21 protein-coding genes are annotated in these 20,307 nt (G+C 66.8%); 14 read left to right on the top strand and 7 right to left on the bottom strand.

Features of this window, described 5'->3' with window-relative positions; all coding sequences use genetic code 11:
- Positions 1-83 precede the first annotated feature (83 nt).
- A complete protein-coding gene (locus ACO05N_RS06610; protein WP_422056369.1) occupies positions 84-569 on the top strand; it encodes a DUF892 family protein in 486 nt (161 codons plus the stop codon).
- A gap of 35 nt (positions 570-604) precedes the next feature.
- Here the strand turns inward: ACO05N_RS06610 and rdgB are convergent, their stop codons facing one another.
- Together rdgB and rph are read right to left on the bottom strand one after the other, a co-directional pair.
- On the bottom strand, positions 605-1,273 hold the full coding sequence (gene rdgB, locus ACO05N_RS06605; RefSeq protein ID WP_422056368.1) for an RdgB/HAM1 family non-canonical purine NTP pyrophosphatase: 669 nt from the start codon (positions 1,271-1,273) through the stop codon (positions 605-607).
- On the bottom strand, positions 1,270-1,986 hold the full coding sequence (gene rph, locus ACO05N_RS06600; protein ID WP_422056367.1) for a ribonuclease PH: 717 nt from the start codon (positions 1,984-1,986) through the stop codon (positions 1,270-1,272). The genes rdgB and rph overlap by 4 nt, the downstream gene beginning before the upstream one ends.
- Before the next feature lie 90 nt (positions 1,987-2,076).
- Here rph and ACO05N_RS06595 point away from each other — a divergent pair, with 90 nt between their 5' ends.
- The 6 genes from ACO05N_RS06595 (at position 2,077) to ACO05N_RS06570 (ending at position 7,803) form a co-directional block, all read left to right on the top strand.
- Positions 2,077-2,571 (top strand): DUF6438 domain-containing protein, encoded by a 495-nt coding sequence (locus ACO05N_RS06595; RefSeq protein ID WP_422056366.1) that lies wholly within the window; start codon positions 2,077-2,079, stop codon positions 2,569-2,571.
- Positions 2,572-2,602: 31 nt separating this feature from the next.
- A complete protein-coding gene (hrcA, locus tag ACO05N_RS06590) occupies positions 2,603-3,646 on the top strand; it encodes a heat-inducible transcriptional repressor HrcA (protein WP_422056365.1) in 1,044 nt (347 codons plus the stop codon).
- Positions 3,647-3,670: 24 nt separating this feature from the next.
- A complete protein-coding gene (gene grpE / locus ACO05N_RS06585; protein WP_422056364.1) occupies positions 3,671-4,219 on the top strand; it encodes a nucleotide exchange factor GrpE in 549 nt (182 codons plus the stop codon).
- Positions 4,220-4,377: 158 nt separating this feature from the next.
- The gene (locus ACO05N_RS06580) at positions 4,378-7,119 is read left to right on the top strand and encodes a [protein-PII] uridylyltransferase (protein WP_422058717.1); all 2,742 of its coding nucleotides are present in this window, start codon (positions 4,378-4,380) and stop codon (positions 7,117-7,119) included.
- Between the two features lie 85 nt (positions 7,120-7,204).
- The gene (locus ACO05N_RS06575) at positions 7,205-7,588 is read left to right on the top strand and encodes a VOC family protein (RefSeq protein ID WP_422056363.1); all 384 of its coding nucleotides are present in this window, start codon (positions 7,205-7,207) and stop codon (positions 7,586-7,588) included.
- The gene (locus ACO05N_RS06570) at positions 7,585-7,803 is read left to right on the top strand and encodes a hypothetical protein (RefSeq protein ID WP_422056362.1); all 219 of its coding nucleotides are present in this window, start codon (positions 7,585-7,587) and stop codon (positions 7,801-7,803) included. Before ACO05N_RS06575 ends, ACO05N_RS06570 begins: the two co-directional genes overlap by 4 nt.
- A 254-nt stretch (positions 7,804-8,057) precedes the next feature.
- On the opposite strand, the gene ACO05N_RS06565 is transcribed toward ACO05N_RS06570, so the two are convergent.
- The 3 genes from ACO05N_RS06565 to thrS all read right to left on the bottom strand — a co-directional run bounded on the left by ACO05N_RS06565 (position 8,058) and on the right by thrS (position 11,571).
- Positions 8,058-8,906 carry a glycoside hydrolase family 16 protein gene (locus ACO05N_RS06565; protein WP_422056361.1) on the bottom strand — a complete coding sequence of 283 codons (849 nt, stop codon included), beginning with the start codon at positions 8,904-8,906 and terminating at the stop codon, positions 8,058-8,060.
- Between the two features lie 8 nt (positions 8,907-8,914).
- A complete protein-coding gene (gene infC, locus ACO05N_RS06560; RefSeq protein WP_066659927.1) occupies positions 8,915-9,448 on the bottom strand; it encodes a translation initiation factor IF-3 in 534 nt (177 codons plus the stop codon).
- Between the two features lie 122 nt (positions 9,449-9,570).
- Positions 9,571-11,571, bottom strand: coding sequence for a threonine--tRNA ligase (thrS, locus tag ACO05N_RS06555; protein WP_422056360.1), 2,001 nt, complete (start codon positions 11,569-11,571; stop codon positions 9,571-9,573).
- A 235-nt stretch (positions 11,572-11,806) separates the two neighbouring features.
- Between thrS and ACO05N_RS06550 the strand changes: the two genes are divergently transcribed.
- Positions 11,807-12,160 carry a VOC family protein gene (locus tag ACO05N_RS06550; RefSeq protein WP_422056359.1) on the top strand — a complete coding sequence of 118 codons (354 nt, stop codon included), beginning with the start codon at positions 11,807-11,809 and terminating at the stop codon, positions 12,158-12,160.
- Positions 12,161-12,551: 391 nt separating this feature from the next.
- Here the strand turns inward: ACO05N_RS06550 and ACO05N_RS06545 are convergent, their stop codons facing one another.
- Positions 12,552-13,367, bottom strand: coding sequence for an LD-carboxypeptidase (locus ACO05N_RS06545; RefSeq protein ID WP_422056358.1), 816 nt, complete (start codon positions 13,365-13,367; stop codon positions 12,552-12,554).
- Positions 13,368-13,543: 176 nt separating this feature from the next.
- On the opposite strand from ACO05N_RS06545, the gene ACO05N_RS06540 reads away from it, so the two are divergent.
- The 4 genes from ACO05N_RS06540 to ACO05N_RS06525 all read left to right on the top strand — a co-directional run bounded on the left by ACO05N_RS06540 (position 13,544) and on the right by ACO05N_RS06525 (position 16,528).
- Entirely contained in the window at positions 13,544-14,950 is a 1,407-nt protein-coding gene (locus ACO05N_RS06540; RefSeq protein WP_422056357.1) for a glutamate ligase domain-containing protein, read from the top strand.
- Between the two features lie 71 nt (positions 14,951-15,021).
- The gene (locus ACO05N_RS06535) at positions 15,022-15,438 is read left to right on the top strand and encodes a hypothetical protein (RefSeq protein WP_422056356.1); all 417 of its coding nucleotides are present in this window, start codon (positions 15,022-15,024) and stop codon (positions 15,436-15,438) included.
- A complete protein-coding gene (locus ACO05N_RS06530; protein WP_422056355.1) occupies positions 15,435-15,638 on the top strand; it encodes a helix-turn-helix transcriptional regulator in 204 nt (67 codons plus the stop codon). The genes ACO05N_RS06535 and ACO05N_RS06530 overlap by 4 nt, the downstream gene beginning before the upstream one ends.
- Before the next feature lie 2 nt (positions 15,639-15,640).
- Positions 15,641-16,528, top strand: a complete 888-nt coding sequence (locus ACO05N_RS06525) for an alpha/beta fold hydrolase (protein ID WP_422056354.1) — start codon at positions 15,641-15,643, stop codon at positions 16,526-16,528.
- A gap of 64 nt (positions 16,529-16,592) precedes the next feature.
- On the opposite strand, the gene fsa is transcribed toward ACO05N_RS06525, so the two are convergent.
- Positions 16,593-17,246 (bottom strand): fructose-6-phosphate aldolase, encoded by a 654-nt coding sequence (gene fsa / locus ACO05N_RS06520; protein ID WP_066656352.1) that lies wholly within the window; start codon positions 17,244-17,246, stop codon positions 16,593-16,595.
- Between the two features lie 155 nt (positions 17,247-17,401).
- Here fsa and ACO05N_RS06515 point away from each other — a divergent pair, with 155 nt between their 5' ends.
- Both ACO05N_RS06515 and ACO05N_RS06510 read left to right on the top strand, forming a co-directional pair.
- On the top strand, positions 17,402-18,046 hold the full coding sequence (locus ACO05N_RS06515) for a DUF2490 domain-containing protein (protein WP_422056353.1): 645 nt from the start codon (positions 17,402-17,404) through the stop codon (positions 18,044-18,046).
- A gap of 49 nt (positions 18,047-18,095) precedes the next feature.
- A complete protein-coding gene (locus ACO05N_RS06510) occupies positions 18,096-20,261 on the top strand; it encodes a primosomal protein N' (RefSeq protein ID WP_422056352.1) in 2,166 nt (721 codons plus the stop codon).
- Positions 20,262-20,307 lie beyond the last annotated feature (46 nt).

Genomic DNA, 20,307 nt, shown 5'->3' with positions numbered 1-20,307 from the left:
GGCCTATCGCCGCATCGTCGCGACCGCCAGCAGCTGACCGAATTTGTCCGGGACCGCGCGCGGTGATCATGCGTTCTGAGCCAATGGCTGACACCGATACCCCCCGTGCCCTGCTGATCGTCGCGCTTCAGGATCTGCACGATGCCGAAACCGCGTGGGTCGAGCGGTCGGGGGCGTTGCAACACAATGCGTCCTACCGGATCGGCACGTATCTCGCTGAAGAGGCCCGCACCGCGCAGGCCCAGGCCGGGCGACTGACCTCGGCCATCGCTGCCCTGAATGGCAAGGTCGAGGGTCCGCCCAATATCTGGCTGCGCGCAATCCTCGACGACGCGGCGCGCGACGCCGACACCATCGCCGCCGGTCCGCTGCGCGATACCGCGCTGGTCGGCGCCTTCCGCAAGGGCAAGCAGGCCGAACGGGTCAGCTACGAAACCGCGATCGGCCTCGCCCGGCGGATGCACCATGACGACCTTGTCCGCACACTCACCGTCTCGCGCGACGAGGAGGCGCGCATTGACGCCGCGCTCGTCCTGCTCGACACGATCCTGCGCGAAATGGTGGTCTAGGGCTGCGCCGGGCGCATCCAGCAAGGATCAAAAGTTCAGAACACCGCCGCGACCAGCTGCGCGAACGCATCGGCGCGATGGCTCATCGCGTGCTTCGCCGCCGGGTTCATCTCGCCAAAGCTGCGCTCATGCCCCTCGGGCACGAACATCGGGTCATAGCCAAAGCCCCGGTCGCCGCGCGGCGGCCAGATCAGCGTGCCGTCGACCCGCCCCTCGAACCATTCGACATGTCCGTCGGGCCAGGCGAGCGCCAGCGCGCACACGAAATGCGCCGCGCGCGACGTCCCCTCGGGCAGGGCGTCGAGCTTTTCGTTCACCCGCCGCATCGCCAGGTCGAAATCGCGACCTTCGCCGGTCACCGGCTCCAGCCCGGCGATCCCCGGATCGGCCATGCCCCAGCGCGCCGAGAAAATCCCCGGATCGCCGCCCAGCGCCTCAACGCACAGCCCGCTGTCATCGGCCAGCGCGGGCAGGCCCGACAGGTCCGCCGCCTGCATCGCCTTCAGCTCGGCATTGGCGACAAAGGTCGTGCCCGTCTCTTCCGGCTCGGGCAGGTCGAGCGACGCTGCGCTGATCGGCTCGATCCCATAGGGCGCGAGCAGCTCGCGGATCTCGCGCACCTTGCCCTCATTATGGCTGGCGATGACCAGCTTGCCCGGCTGGAGCTTGCGGATCGCCTGCGGCTCCCGGCCTTCGCCGCTCATCGTCCCGCCGCCTTCAGCTGCGCCGCGAAAATCTCACCGCACCCGATCCGGGCGAGGCGCAGCAGGCGCAGCAGCCCTTCCTCGTCATAGGTTGCGCCCTCGGCGGTCGCCTGCGCCTCGGCGATCTTGCCATCGGCGAGCAGCACGAAATTCGCATCCGCATCCGCCGCGCTATCCTCGTCATAGTCGAGGTCGAGCACCGGATTGCCCTGATAGATGCCGCACGACACCGCCGCGACCTGCTGCGTGATCGGATCGCCGGTCAGCTTGCCCTCGGCGATCAGTCTGTCGACCGCGAGCCGCAGTGCGACCCACGCGCCGCTGATCGCCGCCGTGCGCGTGCCGCCATCGGCCTGGATCACGTCGCAATCCAGCGTGATCTGACGCTCGCCCAAGGCCTTGAGGTCGGTCACCGCGCGCAAGCTGCGCCCGATCAGCCGCTGAATCTCCTGCGTCCGCCCCGACTGCTTGCCCTTCGCCGCCTCGCGGCTGCCGCGCGTATGCGTCGCGCGGGGCAGCATGCCGTACTCGGCCGTCACCCAACCCTCACCCTTGCCGCGCAGGAACGGCGGCACCCGCTCCTCGACGCTCGCGGTCACCAGCACCTTGGTATTGCCAAAGCTCACCAACACCGATCCCTCGGCATGGATGGTGAAGTTCGGTTCGATGCTGATCGCCCGCATCTGATCGGGGGCGCGGCCGCTGGGGCGCATAGGGGGATTCTCCTGATTGGTTTGGCCGCCGAACTAGACGGACAAGAACGAACGCGCCAGTCTGACGCTTCGCCTCGTCGGAGAAATGGCATGAAGCGGCTTGGACTGATCATGGTGCTGGGGCTTGCGGTGGCCGGCTGCGCACGCACGCCAAAGCCCGTCACCCCCGTGCCGGCGGCATCGAAACGCATCGTCTATGAATCCGGCCCATGTTTCGGTGCCTGTCCGGTGTTCAAGATCGAGCTGTTCGGCAACAATTCGGGCCGCTTCACCGGCATCCGCCATACCGCCGTCATCGGGGAAGGCACCTTTCCGGTGACTCCGGCGCAATATGCCGCCTTCGCTGGGGCGTTGGCGCCCTATCGACCCAAGGGCGAACGCCGCATCGCGCCGGGTTCGCCGGAATGCGCCCGCGCTGCCACCGACATGCCCAGCACCGAGGTGCGCTGGGGCGAAGGCAAGTCCGCCGATCGCCTGTATCTTTATTTCGGATGCGATCGCGAACGCTACCGGGCCATGGCCGATGCACTGGGCAATGCACCGGATCTGCTCCCGCTGACGCTGTTGCTGGGCGAACGGCCTTGAGGCGCGCGCACGGCACGCTACATCTGGAACCGTGACCACCCCGCCAATCACCGAGCTGACCGACCGCGCCCGCGACATCTTTCGCGTCGTCGTCGAATCATATCTCGAGGCGGGCCAGCCGGTGGGCTCGCGCACCATCTCGCGCGCGCCCGGCCTCAACCTCTCCCCCGCCTCGATCCGCAACGTCATGCAGGACCTGGAAGAGCTCGGCCTGCTCGCCGCGCCGCATACCAGCGCGGGCCGGATGCCCACCGATCTGGGCCTGCGCCTGTTCGTCGACGGCATGATGCAGGCCAACGAACCCTCGGCGGAGGAACGCGCCGCGATCGAATCGCGCGCCGCAACGCGTGGCCCGGTCGAGGAGGCGCTGGCCAGCACCACCGCTGCGCTCTCCGGCCTCTCGGCCTGCGCCGGCATGGTGCTGGTGCCCAAGGCGGAGCGCGTGCTGCGCCAGTTCGGCTTCGTGCCGCTCGGCAACGACCGCGCGCTCGCAGTACTGGTGGGCGAGGACGGGTCGGTCGAAAACCGCGTGGTCGAGCTGCCCCCCGGCCTGCCCCCGGCAACGCTGGAACAGGCCGCCAACTACCTCACTGCGACGCTCGGCGGGCTCACCTTGTCGCAGGCCCGCGCCCGCATCGCGCATCAGATCGCCAGCGAGCGCGCCGCACTCGACGACGCCGCCCGCACCCTGGTCGAGCGCGGCCTCGCCGTCTGGTCGCAGGATGGCGACGATCGCCCGGTGCTGATCGTACGCGGTCAGGGGCGCCTGCTCGAATCCGCGCTGGCCGAGGATCTCGACCGCGTCACCCGCCTGCTCGACGAGCTGGAGGGCAAGGAGGAAATCGCCCGCCTGCTCGACAGCGCGCGTGAGGCCGACGCCGCCCGCATCTTCATCGGCTCGGAGAACAAGCTGTTCGCCCTGTCCGGTTCCTCCGTCATCGCAAAACCGGTGCGCGCGATGGACGGTCGCGTCGTCGGCGTGGTGGGGGTTATCGGCCCGACCCGGTTGAACTATGCGCGCGTCGTGCCCATGGTGGATTTCACGGCATCGACCCTGGCCAGATTGCTGGCCTGAACCATAAGAAAACATGCAGGAACCATGACCGAAGACAACAAGACCGAAGCGACCGACGACCTCCGTCAGGAAACCGCAGAGGCCGCCCCCGAAGTGGCCGAACAGGATCGCGTCGCCGCGCTCGAGGCGGAACTCGCCGAAGCCAAGTCCGCAACCCTCTACGCCCGCGCCGAGGCGCAGAACCTGCTGCGCCGCGCGCAGAAGGAGGCGGAGGACGCGCGCAACTATGCCGCCACCGGCTTTGCGCGCGACATCCTCTCGGTCGCCGACAATCTCGGCCGCGCGCTCGCCGCGATCCCGGAGGAGCTGCGCGAGGACGACAAGATGAAGGGGCTGATCACCGGCCTCGAAGCGACCGGGCGCGAACTCGACAGCGTCTTCGCCCGCCATGGCATCTCGAAAATCAGCGCGCTCGGCGAAGCGCTCGACCCCAATCGCCACCAGGCGATGATGGAAATGCCCAGCGCGGACGCCGAACCCGGCACCATCGTCCAGGAAATCCAGGCCGGCTACATGATCCGCGACCGCCTGCTCCGCCCCGCACTCGTGGGTGTGGCCAAGAAGCCGGATTGACCCGCTATTAGTCACCCCGGCCTTGTGCCGGGGTCCACTGCGCCGCAAGTCCGGCGATAGCGGCTCGAGCGTCGCGCCTGCCGCCCGGTGGATCCCGGCCCAAGGCCGGGATGACGAACAAGGTAGCGCGACTGCGCGACCTCCCCTATCTCCACCCCATGTCCGGCCGCTTTGACTCCATCCCCTACCGCCGCGCGATCGTCGACCGGCGGGCGCTGGCGGACGATCTCGCCGCGCTCGATGCACCCGATACGATGCGGCTGCGTCAGGCCGCGGCGCTCCGGCTCAAACAGGCGCTCGAGGATGGCCGTGCCGAAATCGCCCGCCGCCTGATCGACCACCCGGCCAAGGGGCATGAAAGCGCCGCGAGCGGCGCATTCCTGATGGATCAGCTGCTGCGCACCTTGTGGGACTTCACCCTCGCGCGGCTCTACCCCAACAGCAACCCGACCGCGTCCGAACGCATGACCCTGATCGCCGTCGGCGGATACGGGCGCGGCGAGATGGCGCCGCACAGCGATGTCGATATCGGCTTCATCACCCCCTGGAAGCAGACCGGGTGGAGCGAGCAGGTCATCGAATCGATGCTCTATTCGTTATGGGACATGGGGCTGAAGGTCGGCCACAGCTCACGCTCGCTCGACGAAATGGTGCGTGAGGCGCGCGGCGACATCACTGTCCGCACCGCGCTGCTCGAGGCACGCTATATCTGGGGCGACACCGCGCTCTATGACGAGGCAGCAGCGCGCTTCAAGGCGGAGATCCAGAATGGCAGCGCGCGCGACTTCATCGCGCAAAAGCTCGCCGAGCGTGACGAGCGCCACCGCAAGATGGGCGACAGCCGCTATGTCGTCGAGCCGAACGTCAAGGAGGGCAAGGGCGGCCTGCGCGACCTTCATACCCTGTTCTGGATCGGCAAATACGCCCATGGCGTGCGCGAACCCGCCGATCTGGTCGAGGTCGGGCTGCTCACCAAGCTCGAATATCGCCAGTTCCGCCGCGCCGAGAATTTCCTGTGGGCGGTGCGCTGTCACCTCCACAACCTTGCGGCACGCGGCGAGGACCGGCTGACCTTCGACTATCAGCGCGAGATCGCGGAGCGGATGCGCTACGCCGACCGCCCGGGCAAGTCGAAGGTCGAGCGCTTCATGCACTTCTACTTCCTCCAGGCGAAGATGGTCGGCGACCTGACCGGCGTCTTCCTCGCGCATCTGGACGAGAAGTTTGCCGCACGCGGCAGCCGCTTCGGCCTCCCCCGCATCCGCCGGTCCCCCCGCAAGCTGAAGGGCTTCGTCCTCGATCGCGGCCGCCTCGCGCTGCCGAACGACGATTTCTTCCGCGAGGATCCGGTGCGGCTGGTCGAGCTGTTCCAGCTCGCCGACCTGCACGGCCTCGAGGTCCACCCGCTCGCGATGCGCGCCGCCAACCGCGATGCCAAGCTGATCGCCGACTGGCGCGACGACCCGCGCGCCAACGCGCTGTTCATGGACGTGCTGACGTCCCCACGCGATCCAGAAACCGTGCTGCGCTGGATGAACGAGGCCGGGGTGTTCGGCCAGTTCGTGCCAGACTTTGGCCGTGTCGTCGCACAGATGCAGTTCGACATGTACCACCACTTCACGGTTGACGAACACACGATCCGCGCGGTCGGCCTGCTCAACCGCATCGAAAAGGGCGACCTCAAGGAGGATCACCCGCTCGCCAGCGGCATCCTCGATCAGGTCGCCTCGCGCCGCGCGCTCTATGTCTCGGTCCTGCTGCACGACATCGCCAAGGGCCGCGGCGGCGACCATAGCGTGATCGGCGCAGAGATCGCGCTCAAGCTCTGCCCGCGCTTTGGCCTGACCGCGGCGGAAACCGAGACGGTATCGTGGCTGGTCCGCTATCACCTGCTGATGTCCGCGACCGCATTCAAGCGTGACCTGAGCGACTTTAAGACGATCCTCGACTTCACCGCCGTGGTGCAATCGCCCCAGCGGCTGATGATGCTGCTGATCCTCACCGTCGTCGATATCCGCGCGGTCGGCCCCGGCGTGTGGAATGGCTGGAAGCGCCAGCTGCTCACCAACCTGTTCGACAGCGCCGAAGAAGTCCTGCGCCTCGGCCACAAGCAAAAGGGCCGAAGCGAGCGGATCGCGGCGAAGCAGGCCGCACTTGCCCAGGCAATCGGCGGCGACACCAACGGCTTCGTCCGCCGTCTCGCCGATCCCTATTGGGTGGCCGAACCCGAGGATGTGATCGAACGCAACGCCCGCTTCATCGCCCGCGTCGGCAACGCGCAGCTGTCGGTCGAGGCGACGGTTTATCCCGATCGCGGCGCGACGCTGGTCACCGTCTATGCCGCCGACCATGCCGGGCTGTTCTACCGCATCGCCGGCGCGATCCATGCGGCGGGCGGCAACATCATCGACGCGCGCATCCACACCACGCGCGACGGGATGGCGCTCGACAATTTCCTGGTGCAGGACCCGCTCGGCCGCCCGTTCGACGATCCCGGCCAGCTCGCCCGCATCGAAACCGGCATTGCCGAGGCGCTCGCCAACCGCGCCAAGCTCACCGAACGCCTCGCCGCGAAACCGCTCCCCCGCCTGCGCGCCGACGCCTTCACGATCGAGCCGAACGTCTTGATCGATAACAAGGCATCGAACCGCTTCACCGTGATCGAGGTGCAGGCGCGCGACCGCCCGGCCCTGCTCCACCACCTCGCCTATGCGCTGTTCCAGTCGAAGGTGACGATCCACAGCGCGCACGTCGCCACCTATGGCGAGCGCGCGGTCGACACTTTCTATGTCACCGACCTGACCGGCGACAAGATCACCGCCGTACTGCGCCTGAAGTCGCTCGAACGCCGCCTGCTCGACGCCGCGACGGGCCTGGGCGAGTTCGCGAGCGCAGCGTGACCCAACGGTTGCTGTCGTCACCCCCCTTTCACCTCTCGCCGCCCCGCCCTACACTCCCCCCCACCACCACGGGGGAGCGACGACAATGGGCGTACTCGGCATGGGCGGGCTGTTCTTCCGGGCAAATGACCCGGATGCGCTCACCGCATGGTATCGCGAACATCTCGGCATCGGCGCGGGCTGCGTCGCCGAGGATAGCGGGGGCGAGGTCAATGAATGGACCTGGCATACGCAGGGCGGCCCGATGGTGTTCGCCCCGTTCAAACAGGCAACCGACTATTTCGCCGCCGACAAGCAATTCATGATCAACCTGCGCGTCCGCGACCTCGAAGGAATGCTCGAACAGCTCAACGCCGCGGGGATCGATATCATCACCAATCCCGAATGGGACTCGCCCGAAGTCGGCAAGTTCGCCCGCATCCACGATCCCGAAGGGAACGCCATCGAACTGTGGGAGCCGCCGGCATGACCGCGTTATGGATCGCGCTCGGCGCGGTGGCGATTTCGCTGATAACCGTGTTCGTCTCGCTGAACGCGGCGAAGGAGGCAAAGCGCAAGAAGGACAATGGCGACGGCGGCACGACCTACGCCAGCGACACCGACGACCACGACCGCCCCGATAGCGGCAGCGATTCGGGCGGCGACAGCGGAGGAGACGGCGGCGGCGGCGGCGGCGGAGACTAGAGAGCCTCCCCCATCGTCAGCCCGGCCTTGAGCCGGGCCAAGGCTTCTTCTTTTCCAACGTTCGAGAAAAGCCCAGCCCCGGGTCAAGCCCGGGGCGACGGGAGAGGTGCCAACGCCCCCGCAACACCACCGTCATGCTGTACTCGTTTCAGCATCCACCGCGCCACAAGCGGCTTCATGGAAACTTCAGTACGCGCCTCACAACCGAGACCCGGGGAACCCGTGGAAGGCCGGAAGCAGCGCAACCGCGTGCATCAATCCCGCTGCCACACCCGCACGTAATCGATTTCCATCGCCGCCGGGAACGCCTTGGAGTCGATCCCCTTCTGCCCGCCCCAGCCGCCGACCGCGACGTTCAGGATCAGATATTCGGGCGTGCCGAACGGCCAGGTCTGCGGATCACCCTTCTTGTCATTCTCGAACCGCATATAGGCGCGCCCGTTCATCCCCACGAGGATGCGGTCGGCATTCCAGTCGAGCTGATAGGTGTGGAACGTCTCGCACACATCGTTCTGCACGACATGCGCGCCCTTTTGCGTCTGCGCGACATGGTTGTACGCGCCGGTGTGCACCGTGCCATGGACGCGGCCATTGTTCCAGCCGACATGCTCCATGATGTCGATCTCGCCCATCGCGGGCCAGCCCTTGCTGTCGTCCGACGCCAGCATCCAGATCGCCGGCCAGATGCCGCGCCCGCACGGAAGCTTGGCGCGCACCTCGAAAAAGCCATAGCGCCAGTCGGCGATGCCCTTGGTGAAGATCTTGCCCGACGCATAATCCTGCCCGCCATGGTCGGGCTTGTCGGACAGCCGTTCCTGCGTCGCCGTGATGATCAGCCGCCCGCCTTCGACGCGCACATTCTGCGGGCGCGCTGCGGCGTAATATTGCTTCTCTTCGTTGTGCCAGCCCAGCTTGTTGCGGTGGGTATCATAGGCCCAGCGCTTGGGATCCGGCAGGCCGTCGACATCGAACTCGTCCGACCAGACCAGCTTTGCATCCGCCGGACGGACGAGCGGTTCGTCCGTCCCGGCGGTGATCGGCGGGCTGTGCACCACTTGCGCAGCCACCGGAAGCGGCGCGGCCAGCGCCAGCAACGCAAGCATCGCCACCCTCATTTGGGCGACAGCACCATCAGCATCTGGCGGCCTTCCATGCGCGGATAGCTTTCGACCTTCGCCACTTCGGCGGCGTCTTCCTGCACGCGCTTGAGCAGGTTCATGCCCAGCTGCCCATGGCTCAGCTCACGACCGCGGAAGCGCAGCGTGATCTTGACCTTGTCGCCCTCGCCGATGAACTTGTGCACCGCCTTCATCTTCGTCTCATAATCATGATCGTCGATGTTGGGACGCATCTTGATCTCCTTGATCTCCTGCGTCTTCTGCGACTTGCGCGCGAGGTTGGCCTTTTTCTGCGCCTCGTACTTGTACTTGCCGACATCGAGATATTTGGCGACGGGCGGGTCCGCGTTCGGGGACACTTCGACCAGGTCGAGGCCCAATGCCTGCGCCTGTTCCATCGCCTCGCGCGTGAACATCACGCCCAGATTCTCGCCTTCATGGTCGATCACGCGAACCTTGGGCGACTGGATGAATTCATTGAAGCGCGGGCCGGTTGGCACCGGGGGCGCGAAACCGCGCCGGGACATGGGGGGACGTATAGGAACAGCTCCTGTTATAATTTCGACGACTTACGATAACGCATGAACGCGCGGACGGGTAGCCCCGCCGCGCGATCCTGACGAAAAAGCCACACGCTGTGGCGCGCGGGTTACGCCTTCATATCGGGTGCCAGCGCCGCATCCGCAAGCATCGCGATGGCGTCGTCCAGGCTCATCACCTTCTGCCCCTCGCTGCCCAGGGTGCGGACGGCGACGGTGCCCTCCTCGGCCTCGCGCTTGCCGACGACCAGCAAATGCGGAACCTTCGCCAGCGAATGTTCGCGCACCTTGTAGTTGATCTTCTCGTTGCGCAGGTCGCTCTCGACCCGGATGCCCGCAGCCTTCAGCTTCGCGACCGCGTCCTTGGCATAGTCATCCGCATCCGACACGATCGTCGCCACTACCGCCTGCACCGGCGCCAGCCACACCGGCAGCCGCCCGGCGAAATGCTCGATCAAAATGCCGATGAATCGCTCATAGGACCCAAAGATCGCGCGGTGCAGCATCAACGGCCGGTGCCGCTCGCCATCCTCGCCAACGTACGATGCATCCAGCCGCTCGGGCAGCACCCGGTCGGACTGGATCGTGCCCACCTGCCACGTCCGCCCGATCGCGTCGGTCAGATGCCATTCCAGCTTCGGCGCATAGAAGGCCCCCTCGCCCGGCAGTTCTTCCCAGCCATATTCTTCGTTCGCCAGCCCCGCGCGCACCACCGCGTCGCGCAGCTCATTCTCCGCCTTGTCCCAATCCGCGTCGGACCCAAACCTTTTCTCCGGCCGCAGCGCCAGCTTGATCGAATAGGTGAACCCGAAATCGCGATACACCCGATCCGCCAGCTCGCAGAATGCCTGCACCTCGGCGACGATCTGGTCCTCGCGGCAGAAAATATGCGCGTCGTCCTGCGTGAACTGCCGCACCCGCATCAGCCCGTGCAGCGCGCCATGCGGCTCGTTGCGGTGGCAACAGCCATTCTCGTACAGCCGCAGCGGCAGCTCGCGATAGCTCTTCAGCCCCTGCCGGAAAATCAGCACATGCGCCGGGCAGTTCATCGGCTTGAGCGCCATCCAGTCGGCCTCGCCGCTGATCACCGGGCCTTCGTCATCGACGTTCGGCACCTCGTCGGGGATCACGAACATGTTCTCGCGATACTTGCCCCAATGGCCCGACTGCTCCCACTGGCGCGCGTCCATCACCTGCGGCGTCTTGACCTCGCGATAGCCCGCACCGTCGATCGCGCGGCGCATATACGCCTCGAGCTGACGCCACACCATATAGCCCTTGGGGTGCCAGAACACGCTGCCATGCGCCTCGGCCTGCAGGTGGAACAGGTCCATCTCCGCGCCCAGCTTGCGATGGTCGCGCTTGGCCGCCTCCTCCAGCTTGTGGAGATGCGCGTCGAGCTGCTTCTTGTTGAGCCAGCCGGTGCCATAGATGCGCGTCAGCTGCGCATTCTTCTGGTCGCCGCGCCAATAGGCGCCCGCAACGCGCATCAGCTTGAACGCCTGCGGATCGAGCTTTCCCGTCGATGCCAGATGCGGCCCACGGCACATGTCGAGCCAGTCGTCGCCCGACCAATAGACCGTCAGCTCCTCGCCCTCGGGCAGTTCCTTCGCCCATTCGGCCTTGAAGCTCTCGCCCTCGGCCGTCCAGCGGTCGATCAGCGCCTGCCGGCTCCACACCTCACGGCGCAGCGGCTTATCCGCGCGGATGATCTCGCGCATCTTCTCCTCGATCGCGGGCAGATCCTCCATCGAGAAGGGTGCGCGCGACGCCGGAGCCATCACGTCGTAATAGAACCCGTCATCGGTCGCCGGACCGAAGGTAATCTGCGTCCCTGGGAACAGTTCCTGCACCGCTTCGGCCAGGATATGCGCAAAGTCATGCCGCGCCAGCTCCAGCGCATCCGCCTCGTCCCGCGCCGTCACCAGCGCGAGGTTGGCATCGCCCTCCAGCGGCCGGTTGATATCGCGGAGTTCACCATCGACCCGCGCGGCAATCGCCGCCTTGGCCAGGCCCGGCCCGATCGCGGCGGCAATGTCGCCAGGCGTCGTCCCCGGCGCGACCTGCCGCACGGAGCCATCGGGAAGCGTGATCGAAAGAAGCTGCGCCATATCAGTCCTGCATGTTTGACGTGCCTATGCACGGGGCAGCGCTGTAGGAAAAGAGGCAGGATCAGGAGGAGCAGCGCCATCTCACCCGATCCCGGGCAAGAGGGCGGCGCCGCGGTTCTAACCGCGCACGCCAAACCCTCCCGCCGCGGCGGGAGTGAAGGTGGTAGTGCTGGCGAAACGAGCGGCCATACGGGGGGATATAGCGCGGGGCTGGCTTCGACGCTACCCTCCGCCCATGCCCGCCGACCACCGCATTACCACCATCCTCCCGTGCCGCGACCTGCAGGCCAGCACCGATTTCTACCAGCGCCTCGGCCTCACCCTCGACAGCGACTGGGGCCATTACCGCATCTTGAGCGACGGCAAGGGCTGGCACCTGCACCTGCGCCACGAACCGGGCACGCCCCAGGCCCCCGACAACCCCTTCGGCCTGTACCTCTACGCCGAAGACGTGGACGCCGTTGCGGAGCGCGTGCGCGAGTGCATCATCGAAGCCGGCGCACCGCATCTCAAGCCATGGGGCATGTACGAATTTGCTGTGAGCGACCCAGACGGCACGCTGGTCCGCGTGGGGCGCGAGGCGGACTAATTGCCCCCTTCGTCACCCCGGACTTGTTCCGGGGTCCACCCCGCCACACGCCCGGCGGACGCGGCTCGACAGGATCGCAGCTAACACCCCTTTCCTACAAACCCCCAAAAAGCGCATAAACTGGTCGATGCGCACCTCGCCCGAATCCGCCCACCTGAAACGCTACGCACAGCCGTCGCCCACCCGTCACCCCGGTGTCGCGTCGCGGTCGCATAACTGTCGTGCCGGTGTTGCGTCCCCGTCGCGCCAAAGTAGCGCCACTGGTGTCAGCGCGTCGCGCAGGTGTCGCGTCGCAGTCGCCTACCTGGCGCAAACCCGCCCCGTCGCGGTCGCCTCCCCCCGATACACGCATCTTTTCGTCAGGATCGTCGGACGCCTGCCAGCCCCGACTTCACACCACCCCGAACGGCACCACCCGGTTGAGCGCGATATGCCCGATTCCCGACCGGCCGAGATACGGCACCCCCATCTCGCGGCACCAGCGGATGATGATCTGCTCCAGCGACTCGCCGAAGGGCACGTCATTGTCGACCATGTCGGTCACCGCGCCCAGCCGCACCCCGGCGATACCCTGCAGCTGCGTGGCGTGCGCCATCTGGAACAGCATCCGGTCGATCCGGTACATCGGCTCGCCGACCTCCTCGATATGCAGGACATGGTCGGTCAGGTCGGGCAGCCACGGCGTGCCGATCATCGCCGCCAGGATCGACAGGTTGAACGCCGCGGCCGGGCGGCCGTCCAGCGTCGGCTCCAGCCCGTCGCGCTTGCCGTCGATCAGCCAGCTCAGCACCCATCCGGCGTCGGTACCCTTGTCGTTGACGCCCATGGCGCTCGCCATCGACCCATGCGCCTGCCGCCCGATCCGCCGCGCATAGAGCGCACCCAGCATGAACCCCATGTCGGAATAGCCGACATAGGTCTTGTTGCGCGCCGCCGCCCCCAGCTGCGGCATCGCGACATCGAGGATGCGGTTGGAGCCATAGCCGCCGCGCGCGAACCAGATCGCGTCGAACGCCGCATCGTTGGCGAATTCCAGAAACGCCGCCGCGCGCACGTCGTCCGGCCCTGCAAAATGCCCCTCGGTCATGAAGCATTGCGGATGGAACACGATCTCGTGGGCCGGCCAGTACAGCGCCATGAACGCCTGCATCCGCGCCGCCGATTCCGCGCTGACTGTCCGTGCCGGTGCGACGACGCCGATCCGCATATTCCTGCAACCCCCAACCACCACCATCGTCACCCCGGACTTGTTCCGGGGTCCACCGCGCCACGGGCTGCACATTCTCGGTTGGAACGACGCACCCCGAACCCGGCTCGGCGGGACGAAAGCGGGGACAGGCAACGCCTTGCCCCACTCACGATTACCCGCGATAGCCCGGCATGATGGAACACGGCAAACCCCATTTTTTCGTCGGGATCGGCGGCAGCGGCATGATGCCGCTCGCGATGATCCTTGCTGGCCAGGGCGCGAGCGTCGCCGGCTCGGACCGCAGCCTCGATAGCGGGCGCCTCCCCGCCAAGTTCGACGCGCTGCGCCAACTCGGCATCGACCTGTTCCCGCAGGACGGCAGCGGCATCACCTCGCCCGACCAGGTCGTGATCGCCTCCGCCGCGGTCGAGGACAGCGTCCCCGACATGGTTCAGGCCGCCGCACTCGGCTGCGCCCGAATGACTCGCGCCGAACTGAACGCGAAGCTGTTCAACGCCGCCCCGCTCTCGATCGGCGTCGCCGGAACCAGCGGCAAGTCGACCGTCACCGGCATGATCGCCTGGATCCTGCACAGCCTCGACCGCGATCCCACGGTGATGAACGGCGCGGTAATGAAGAATTTCGTCCGGCCCGAGGCACCCTTTGCCAGCGCCCTTGTTGGCGAGGGCGATCTCTATGTCAGCGAAGTGGACGAGAGCGACGGATCGATCGCGCTCTACACCCCGCAGGTCGCGGTGCTCAACAATGTCAGCCTCGACCACAAGAGCCTCGAGGAGCTGCGCGCCCTGTTCGGCGAGTTCGCCGGCAAAGCGCGCACCACCATCGTCAACATCGGCGATTCCGAAAGCGCGGCGCTGGCCAAGGCGCTCGACCCGGCCCGCACCCGGACCTTCGCGGTCGAGATCGACGCCGACCTCTCCGCCCGCAACCTGTCGCCCGAGCCGTTCGCCGTCAGCTTCGACCTCGAAATGGACGGCACCACCCGCCGGATCCGCCTCTCGGTTCCCGGCCCCCACAATGTCGCCAACGCCCTCGCCGCGATCGGCGCGTGCATCGCCGCCGGGCTCGACGCAGATGCCGTATGCGACGCAATTCAGGGCTTCACCGGCCTGCGCCGCCGCTTCGAGCTGGTCGGCACCGCCAACGGCGTCGCCGTGATCGACGATTTCGGGCACAACCCGGACAAGATCGGCGCCACGCTCGACACGCTCCACGCCTTCCCTGGCCGCATCCTCGCGCTGTTCCAGCCGCACGGCTATGGCCCATTGAAAGTGATGCGCAGCGAACTCGTCGCGATGTTCGCCGCCAAGCTCGCCCCCGGTGACCAGCTGATCCTCCCCGACCCGGTCTATCAGGGCGGTACCGTCGCGCGCGAAGTGACCAGCGCCGACATCGTCGCCGACATTGCCGCCACCGGCCGCGACGCGCGTCACATCCCCGACCGCGCCGCCGCCGCCGCCCACCTCGCTGCCATGGCGCAACCCGGCGACCGCATCGTCATCATGGGCGCAAGAGACGACACGCTTAGCCTGCTCGCGCAAAGCGTGCTGGACGATTTGGAAAGGAACGCAGTCAAATAGGAAAGCACGCTTGACATAGACGGACGACTCGACGTAAAGCTCTCTTGTCATTTGAACAAGGGAGCTTTCCAATGCGCAACACCACCCCTGCCGGTCGGCGCTACATCGCCCGGTTCATGCCGCTGATCGCGGTCTACGTCGCAACGCTGTTCATCACGACCTGGGTAATCCGCGACAGCCAGCCGGCCGGTGCGCTGCTCGGCCTGCTCTCGGTCCTGCCCGCGTTGCCGCTGGTCGGGATCATCGCGGTGATCGGCCTCTATGTCGTCGAAGAGAGTGACGAATATCTCCGGGCGCTGATCGTCCGCCACATGATGGTCGGCTTGGGTGGCCTGCTGGCGATCATGAGCATCTGGGGCTTCCTCGAGTTCGGCGGCGCAGTCCCGCATTTCCCGACGATGCTGGGCTTCCCGATCTGGTGCGGCATCTGGGGTGCCAGCCAGTGCGTCTCCGCCCTGCGCAATCGCAAGTCGGAGGAGGACGCATGAAGAACCGCCTCCGCGTCCTCCGCGCCGAACGCGAATGGAGCCAGCAGGACCTGGCCGAACGGCTCGAAGTGTCCCGGCAGAGCGTCAACGCGATCGAAACCGGCCGCTACGACCCCTCGCTGCCGCTGGCCTTCAAGATCGCCGACCTGTTCGAGCTGACGATCGAAGAGATTTTCACCAATCCCTCGAAGGAGGATTGACCATGTTCCGCCTGATCGCCCTCGCCGCATTGCTGCTGACGACCCCGGCCAGCCATGCCCAGACCATCGCCGCCGAACAGCGGATGCCGCACATCTCGATCCTCGCCCTGGGCGAAGTGAAGCCGGGCCATGAGCCGGTCTATCTCATCCCCGGCCTGTCCAGCCCCCGACAAGTCTGGGACGGCATCGCTCCCGATCTGGCCAAGAACCGGCAGGTGCTGCTGGTCCAGGTCAACGGCTTTGGCGGCGATGCGCTGGGGGAGAATGGCAAGCCCGGCATGACGGACGGCATCATCGCCGACATCCTCGCCGATGCAGCAAAGCGCGGCGCCAGGCGACCCGCAGTGATCGGCCACAGCTATGGCGGCCTGATCGGCATGATGCTCGCCGCCCGCCACCCCGACCGGGTCGGCCGCTTGCTGGTCGTCGACACCCTGCCCTTCTTCGGCAAGCTGTTCGACCCCGCCGCCACCCCCGCCAGCATCGCGCCGCGCGCCGAACAGCTGCGCGCCATGACCGTCGCCGGCGCCGATCGGATGAAGGCGATGCCCGCCGTCACCACCGACCCCGGCGGCATCTGGTCCAATACTCCCGAAGGCCGGATCAAGGTCGCCAATTGGGGCCTCAAGGCCGATCAACGCGCCGTCGCCCAGGCGCTGTACGAGGATATCGTCACCGATATCGGCCCGGAACTGGCCAAGGTGACGGCCAAGCCCTTCACCATCCTCTACGCCGCCGGCATCGGCGAAGCACAGGCCAAGGCCGTCTGGGAACCCGCTTTTGCCGGAACACCGGCCAAGCTGGTCGCGGTGCCCGACAGCTACCACTTCATCATGCTCGACCAGCCGCAGCGCTTCGCTGCGGAGGTCAAGGCGTTCCTCGCCGAATGACCCCAACGAAGAAGGGCCGCCCCGGCATCCCGGGACAGCCCTTCCTCAGTTCGCGTAGCCGAAATCAGGCGATGGTCTGTCCGGTCTTCGCCCAGTCGGACAGAAAGCCCTCGATCCCCTTGTCGGTCAGCGGATGCTTGACCAGCTGGCGGATCACCGCCGGCGGCGCGGTCATCACGTCGGCGCCCAGCTTTGCAGCCTCAAGGATGTGGATCGGATGGCGGACGCTGGCGACCAGGATCTCGGTCTCGAACGCGTAGTTGTCGTAGATCAGCCGGATATCGCCGATCAGGTCCATGCCGTCGAAGCCGATATCGTCATGCCGCCCCACGAACGGCGAGATGAACGTCGCCCCGGCCTTCGCCGCCAGCAGCGCCTGATTGGCCGAGAAACACAAGGTCACATTGACCATCGTCCCGTCGCTGGTCAGCGCCTTGCACGCCTTCAGCCCCTCGATCGTCAGCGGCAGCTTGACCGCGACATTGTCGGCGATCTTCCGCACGATCTCCGCCTCGCGCATCATGCCGTCATAGTCGAGCGCGACGACTTCCGCCGACACCGGGCCGTCGACGATCTCGCAAATCTCGGCGACCACCTCGAGGAAGTTGCGCCCCGCCTTGTGGATCAGCGAAGGGTTGGTGGTCACGCCATCCAGCAGCCCGGCATCCGCCAGCTCGCGAATGTCGTTGGTGTCGGCGGTGTCGGCGAAAAACTTCATGACAATTCCTTTGCGCGCATATGACGTTTTGATGACGCCAATTCACGGGCGCCTGTGTTACTGGCGCTGCGGCGTCGAATCGGGGCGCTTATACGCGCCGCATCGCGCTGCGGCACCCTTTGGAGATGACGACGTTGCGATTCCCGCTTTGTGCATTGCTCTTCGCCGCGCTTGCCCCCGCCGCGCATGCGCAAGTCGAGGACGAGCAGCTGTGGATCAAGCTCTCGGCGGAGACGGCTTTGTCGGAGGGCGTCGACCTTGAGCTCGAGACCAACCAGCGGCTGGGGAATGCCGACGGTGGCCTGTATGAAAGCCAGTATGTCGCCAAGATCGGCGTCGATATCGGCGGTGGCTTCAAGCTGACCGGCGGCCTGAACCGCGTCGTCGCGCTCGAAGACGGCCGCGTCGACAACACCGAATGGCGCCCGCGACAGGAGCTTGGCTTCCCGGACCTCGCCTTGGGCAAGGGCGCGCTCAGCGGCCGGATCCGGGTCGAACAACGCTTTCGCAGCGGCGCTGATGATGTCGGCCACCGCATCCGCCCGGAGATCAGCTACACGCTGCCGCTAAGCGACACGATCGACCTGGAACTGGGGCATGAAAGCTATTTCAATCTCAACAGCACCGATTTCGGTCAGCGTGCGGGGCATGAGCGGATGCGCAACTTCGTCGAGATCGCCTTTCCGCTGATCGACAAGGTCGACGCTGCGATTGGCTACCTCAACCAGTATCGCTTCAACCGCGGTGCGCCCGACCGGATGGAGCATGCCCTCACTCTGGGGCTGTCCGCCAGCTTCTGATCGACGCGGAGCCTTTCCAGCGCCGCCGATAGCGCCGATATGGGGCGCAATGTCCCGTGCCCGCGTCATCGTCCTCAACTCCGCACTTGGCCCGCTCGACTATCGCGTCCCGCGCGGGATGACGGTCGAACCGGGGTCGATCGTCGTCGCGCCGCTAGGCCCGCGCCAGCTGATCGGCGTGGTGTGGGAGGCGGAGCGGTTGCCGACCGAAGAGATTGGCGACAATCGCCTGCGCAACCTGCTTGCCGTTGCCGACGCGCCGCCGATCCCCGCACCGCTGCGCCGCCTGATCGAATGGACCGCCGACTATTATCTCGCCCCGCTCGCGGCGGTGCTCCGCATGGCACTCAGCTCGACCTCGGCGCTGGAGGGCGGCAAGACCATCATCGAATATCGCGCGACGGGCGAAGTCCCGCCGCGCATGACCGCACAGCGCGAACAGGCATTGGAGCGGATCGGCGACCGTCAGGGCCTGATCCGCGAGCTGGCGACCATCGCCGATGTGTCCGACAGCGTGATCCGCGGACTGGTCAAGAGCGGCGCGATCGAGGGGGTCACGGTCGCACTCGACACCCCCTATCCGCTGCCGGACCCGCGCTTCGGCGCGCCTGAGCTGTCCGATGAGCAGGCCGAGGTCGCAACGACGCTGCGCACGGCGGTCGATACGCGCGCGTTTCAGCCCTTCCTGCTCGACGGCGTGACCGGGTCGGGCAAGACCGAAGTCTATTTCGAAGCGGTCGCCGAGGCGATCCGTGCTGGGCGTCAGACGTTGGTGATGCTGCCCGAAATCGCGCTGACCGAACCCTTCCTCAAGCGCTTCCACGCCCGTTTTGGCGTCGAGCCGGTCGCATGGCACTCCGGCCTGCGCCAGTCGCAGCGCCGCCGCGCCTGGCGCGCCATCGCTTGCGGCGAGGCGCTCGTCACCGTGGGCGCGCGCTCCTCGCTCTTCCTGCCCTACCCCAATCTCGGCCTGATCGTGGTCGACGAGGCGCATGAAACCAGCTTCAAGCAGGAAGAGGGCGTCCACTATCACGCGCGTGATGTCGCGGTGATGCGCGCGCATTTCGAGGGCTGCCCGGTGATCCTCGCCAGTGCCACCCCGGCGATCGAAACGCGGCAGCAGGTCGCGCTCGGCCGCTATACCGAACTCAAGCTGCCCGGCCGCTATGGCGTCGCTGAGATGCCGGCGATCGAGGCAATCGACCTGCTCGCCGATCCGCCGATGCGCGGCCGCTGGCTCGCCCCGAAACTGGTGCGCGCGATCGACGCGACGCTGGAGCGCAAGGAACAGGTGCTGCTGTTCCTCAACCGCCGCGGCTATGCCCCGCTGACCTTGTGCCGGACCTGCGGACATCGCTTCCAATGCCCCAATTGCACCGCGTGGATGGTCGAGCACCGCCTGATCACCCGCCTCGCCTGCCACCATTGCGGCCACACCATCCCGACTCCGCGCGCCTGCCCGGAATGCGACAGCGAGGACAGCCTGGTCGCCTGTGGCCCCGGCGTCGAACGCATCGCGGACGAGGTCGCAGCGCTGTTCCCGGATGCCAAGACCGCCATCGTCACCTCCGACACCATCTGGTCCCCGGCCAAGGCGGCGGAGTTCGTCGCGCGGATGGAGGCGGGCGACATCGACATCGTCGTCGGCACGCAGTTGGTGACCAAGGGCTATCACTTCCCCAACCTCACGCTGGTCGGCGTGGTCGATGCCGATCTCGGCCTTGAGGGCGGCGACCTGCGCGCCGCAGAACGCAGCTTCCAGCAGATCTGCCAGGTCGCCGGACGCGCCGGGCGCGGCGAAAAGCCCGGAACCGTGCTCATCCAGACCCACAGCCCCAAGGCGCCGGTGATGCGCGCATTGGTCAGCGGCGATGCCGAAGGCTTCTACGCGGCCGAAACCGAAGCTCGGCGCGAAGCCGGTGCCCCGCCTTTTGGCCGCTTCGCCGCGATCATCGTGTCGAGCGAGGACAAGGACGCCGCCCTCGACACCGCCCGCGCAATCGGCCGCAGCGCTCCGCAGGTCGAGGCGATGCAGGTCTTCGGCCCCGCCCCCGCGCCGCTCGCCATGCTGCGCGGGCGCCACCGCTTCCGCCTGCTCGTCCACGCGCGCCGCGCGCTCGACGTTCAGGACGTGATCCGCGACTGGCTCGGCGCGCTGGAATGGTCGGCGAAGGTCCGGGTGGTGGTCGATGTCGACCCCTATAGCTTCTTGTGAGCTTGAAAGCCTGGCGGGGTATCGCCTAGCGTTCGCGCTGGTAACC

This window comes from Sphingomonas sp., from assembly GCF_965227385.1.
Classification (GTDB): domain Bacteria; phylum Pseudomonadota; class Alphaproteobacteria; order Sphingomonadales; family Sphingomonadaceae; genus Sphingomonas.
Note: the sequence above shows the minus strand (reverse complement) of the source record. Positions and strands in the feature narration are given on the sequence as shown.

Excerpts from the sequence above, each read along its gene's own strand:
- ACO05N_RS06610 (WP_422056369.1), top strand. The coding sequence starts at position 84 with ATGGCTGACACCGATACCCCCCGTGCCCTGCTGATCGTCGCGCTTCAG.
- rdgB (WP_422056368.1), bottom strand. The coding sequence starts at position 1,273 with ATGAGCGGCGAAGGCCGGGAGCCGCAGGCGATCCGCAAGCTCCAGCCG.
- rph (WP_422056367.1), bottom strand. The coding sequence starts at position 1,986 with ATGCGCCCCAGCGGCCGCGCCCCCGATCAGATGCGGGCGATCAGCATC.
- ACO05N_RS06595 (WP_422056366.1), top strand. The coding sequence starts at position 2,077 with ATGAAGCGGCTTGGACTGATCATGGTGCTGGGGCTTGCGGTGGCCGGC.
- grpE (WP_422056364.1), top strand. The coding sequence starts at position 3,671 with ATGACCGAAGACAACAAGACCGAAGCGACCGACGACCTCCGTCAGGAA.
- ACO05N_RS06580 (WP_422058717.1), top strand. The coding sequence starts at position 4,378 with ATGTCCGGCCGCTTTGACTCCATCCCCTACCGCCGCGCGATCGTCGAC.
- ACO05N_RS06575 (WP_422056363.1), top strand. The coding sequence starts at position 7,205 with ATGGGCGTACTCGGCATGGGCGGGCTGTTCTTCCGGGCAAATGACCCG.
- ACO05N_RS06570 (WP_422056362.1), top strand. The coding sequence starts at position 7,585 with ATGACCGCGTTATGGATCGCGCTCGGCGCGGTGGCGATTTCGCTGATA.
- ACO05N_RS06565 (WP_422056361.1), bottom strand. The coding sequence starts at position 8,906 with ATGCTTGCGTTGCTGGCGCTGGCCGCGCCGCTTCCGGTGGCTGCGCAA.
- infC (WP_066659927.1), bottom strand. The coding sequence starts at position 9,448 with ATGTCCCGGCGCGGTTTCGCGCCCCCGGTGCCAACCGGCCCGCGCTTC.
- thrS (WP_422056360.1), bottom strand. The coding sequence starts at position 11,571 with ATGGCGCAGCTTCTTTCGATCACGCTTCCCGATGGCTCCGTGCGGCAG.
- ACO05N_RS06550 (WP_422056359.1), top strand. The coding sequence starts at position 11,807 with ATGCCCGCCGACCACCGCATTACCACCATCCTCCCGTGCCGCGACCTG.
- ACO05N_RS06545 (WP_422056358.1), bottom strand. The coding sequence starts at position 13,367 with ATGCGGATCGGCGTCGTCGCACCGGCACGGACAGTCAGCGCGGAATCG.
- ACO05N_RS06540 (WP_422056357.1), top strand. The coding sequence starts at position 13,544 with ATGGAACACGGCAAACCCCATTTTTTCGTCGGGATCGGCGGCAGCGGC.
- ACO05N_RS06535 (WP_422056356.1), top strand. The coding sequence starts at position 15,022 with ATGCGCAACACCACCCCTGCCGGTCGGCGCTACATCGCCCGGTTCATG.
- ACO05N_RS06530 (WP_422056355.1), top strand. The coding sequence starts at position 15,435 with ATGAAGAACCGCCTCCGCGTCCTCCGCGCCGAACGCGAATGGAGCCAG.
- ACO05N_RS06525 (WP_422056354.1), top strand. The coding sequence starts at position 15,641 with ATGTTCCGCCTGATCGCCCTCGCCGCATTGCTGCTGACGACCCCGGCC.
- fsa (WP_066656352.1), bottom strand. The coding sequence starts at position 17,246 with ATGAAGTTTTTCGCCGACACCGCCGACACCAACGACATTCGCGAGCTG.
- ACO05N_RS06510 (WP_422056352.1), top strand. The coding sequence starts at position 18,096 with ATGTCCCGTGCCCGCGTCATCGTCCTCAACTCCGCACTTGGCCCGCTC.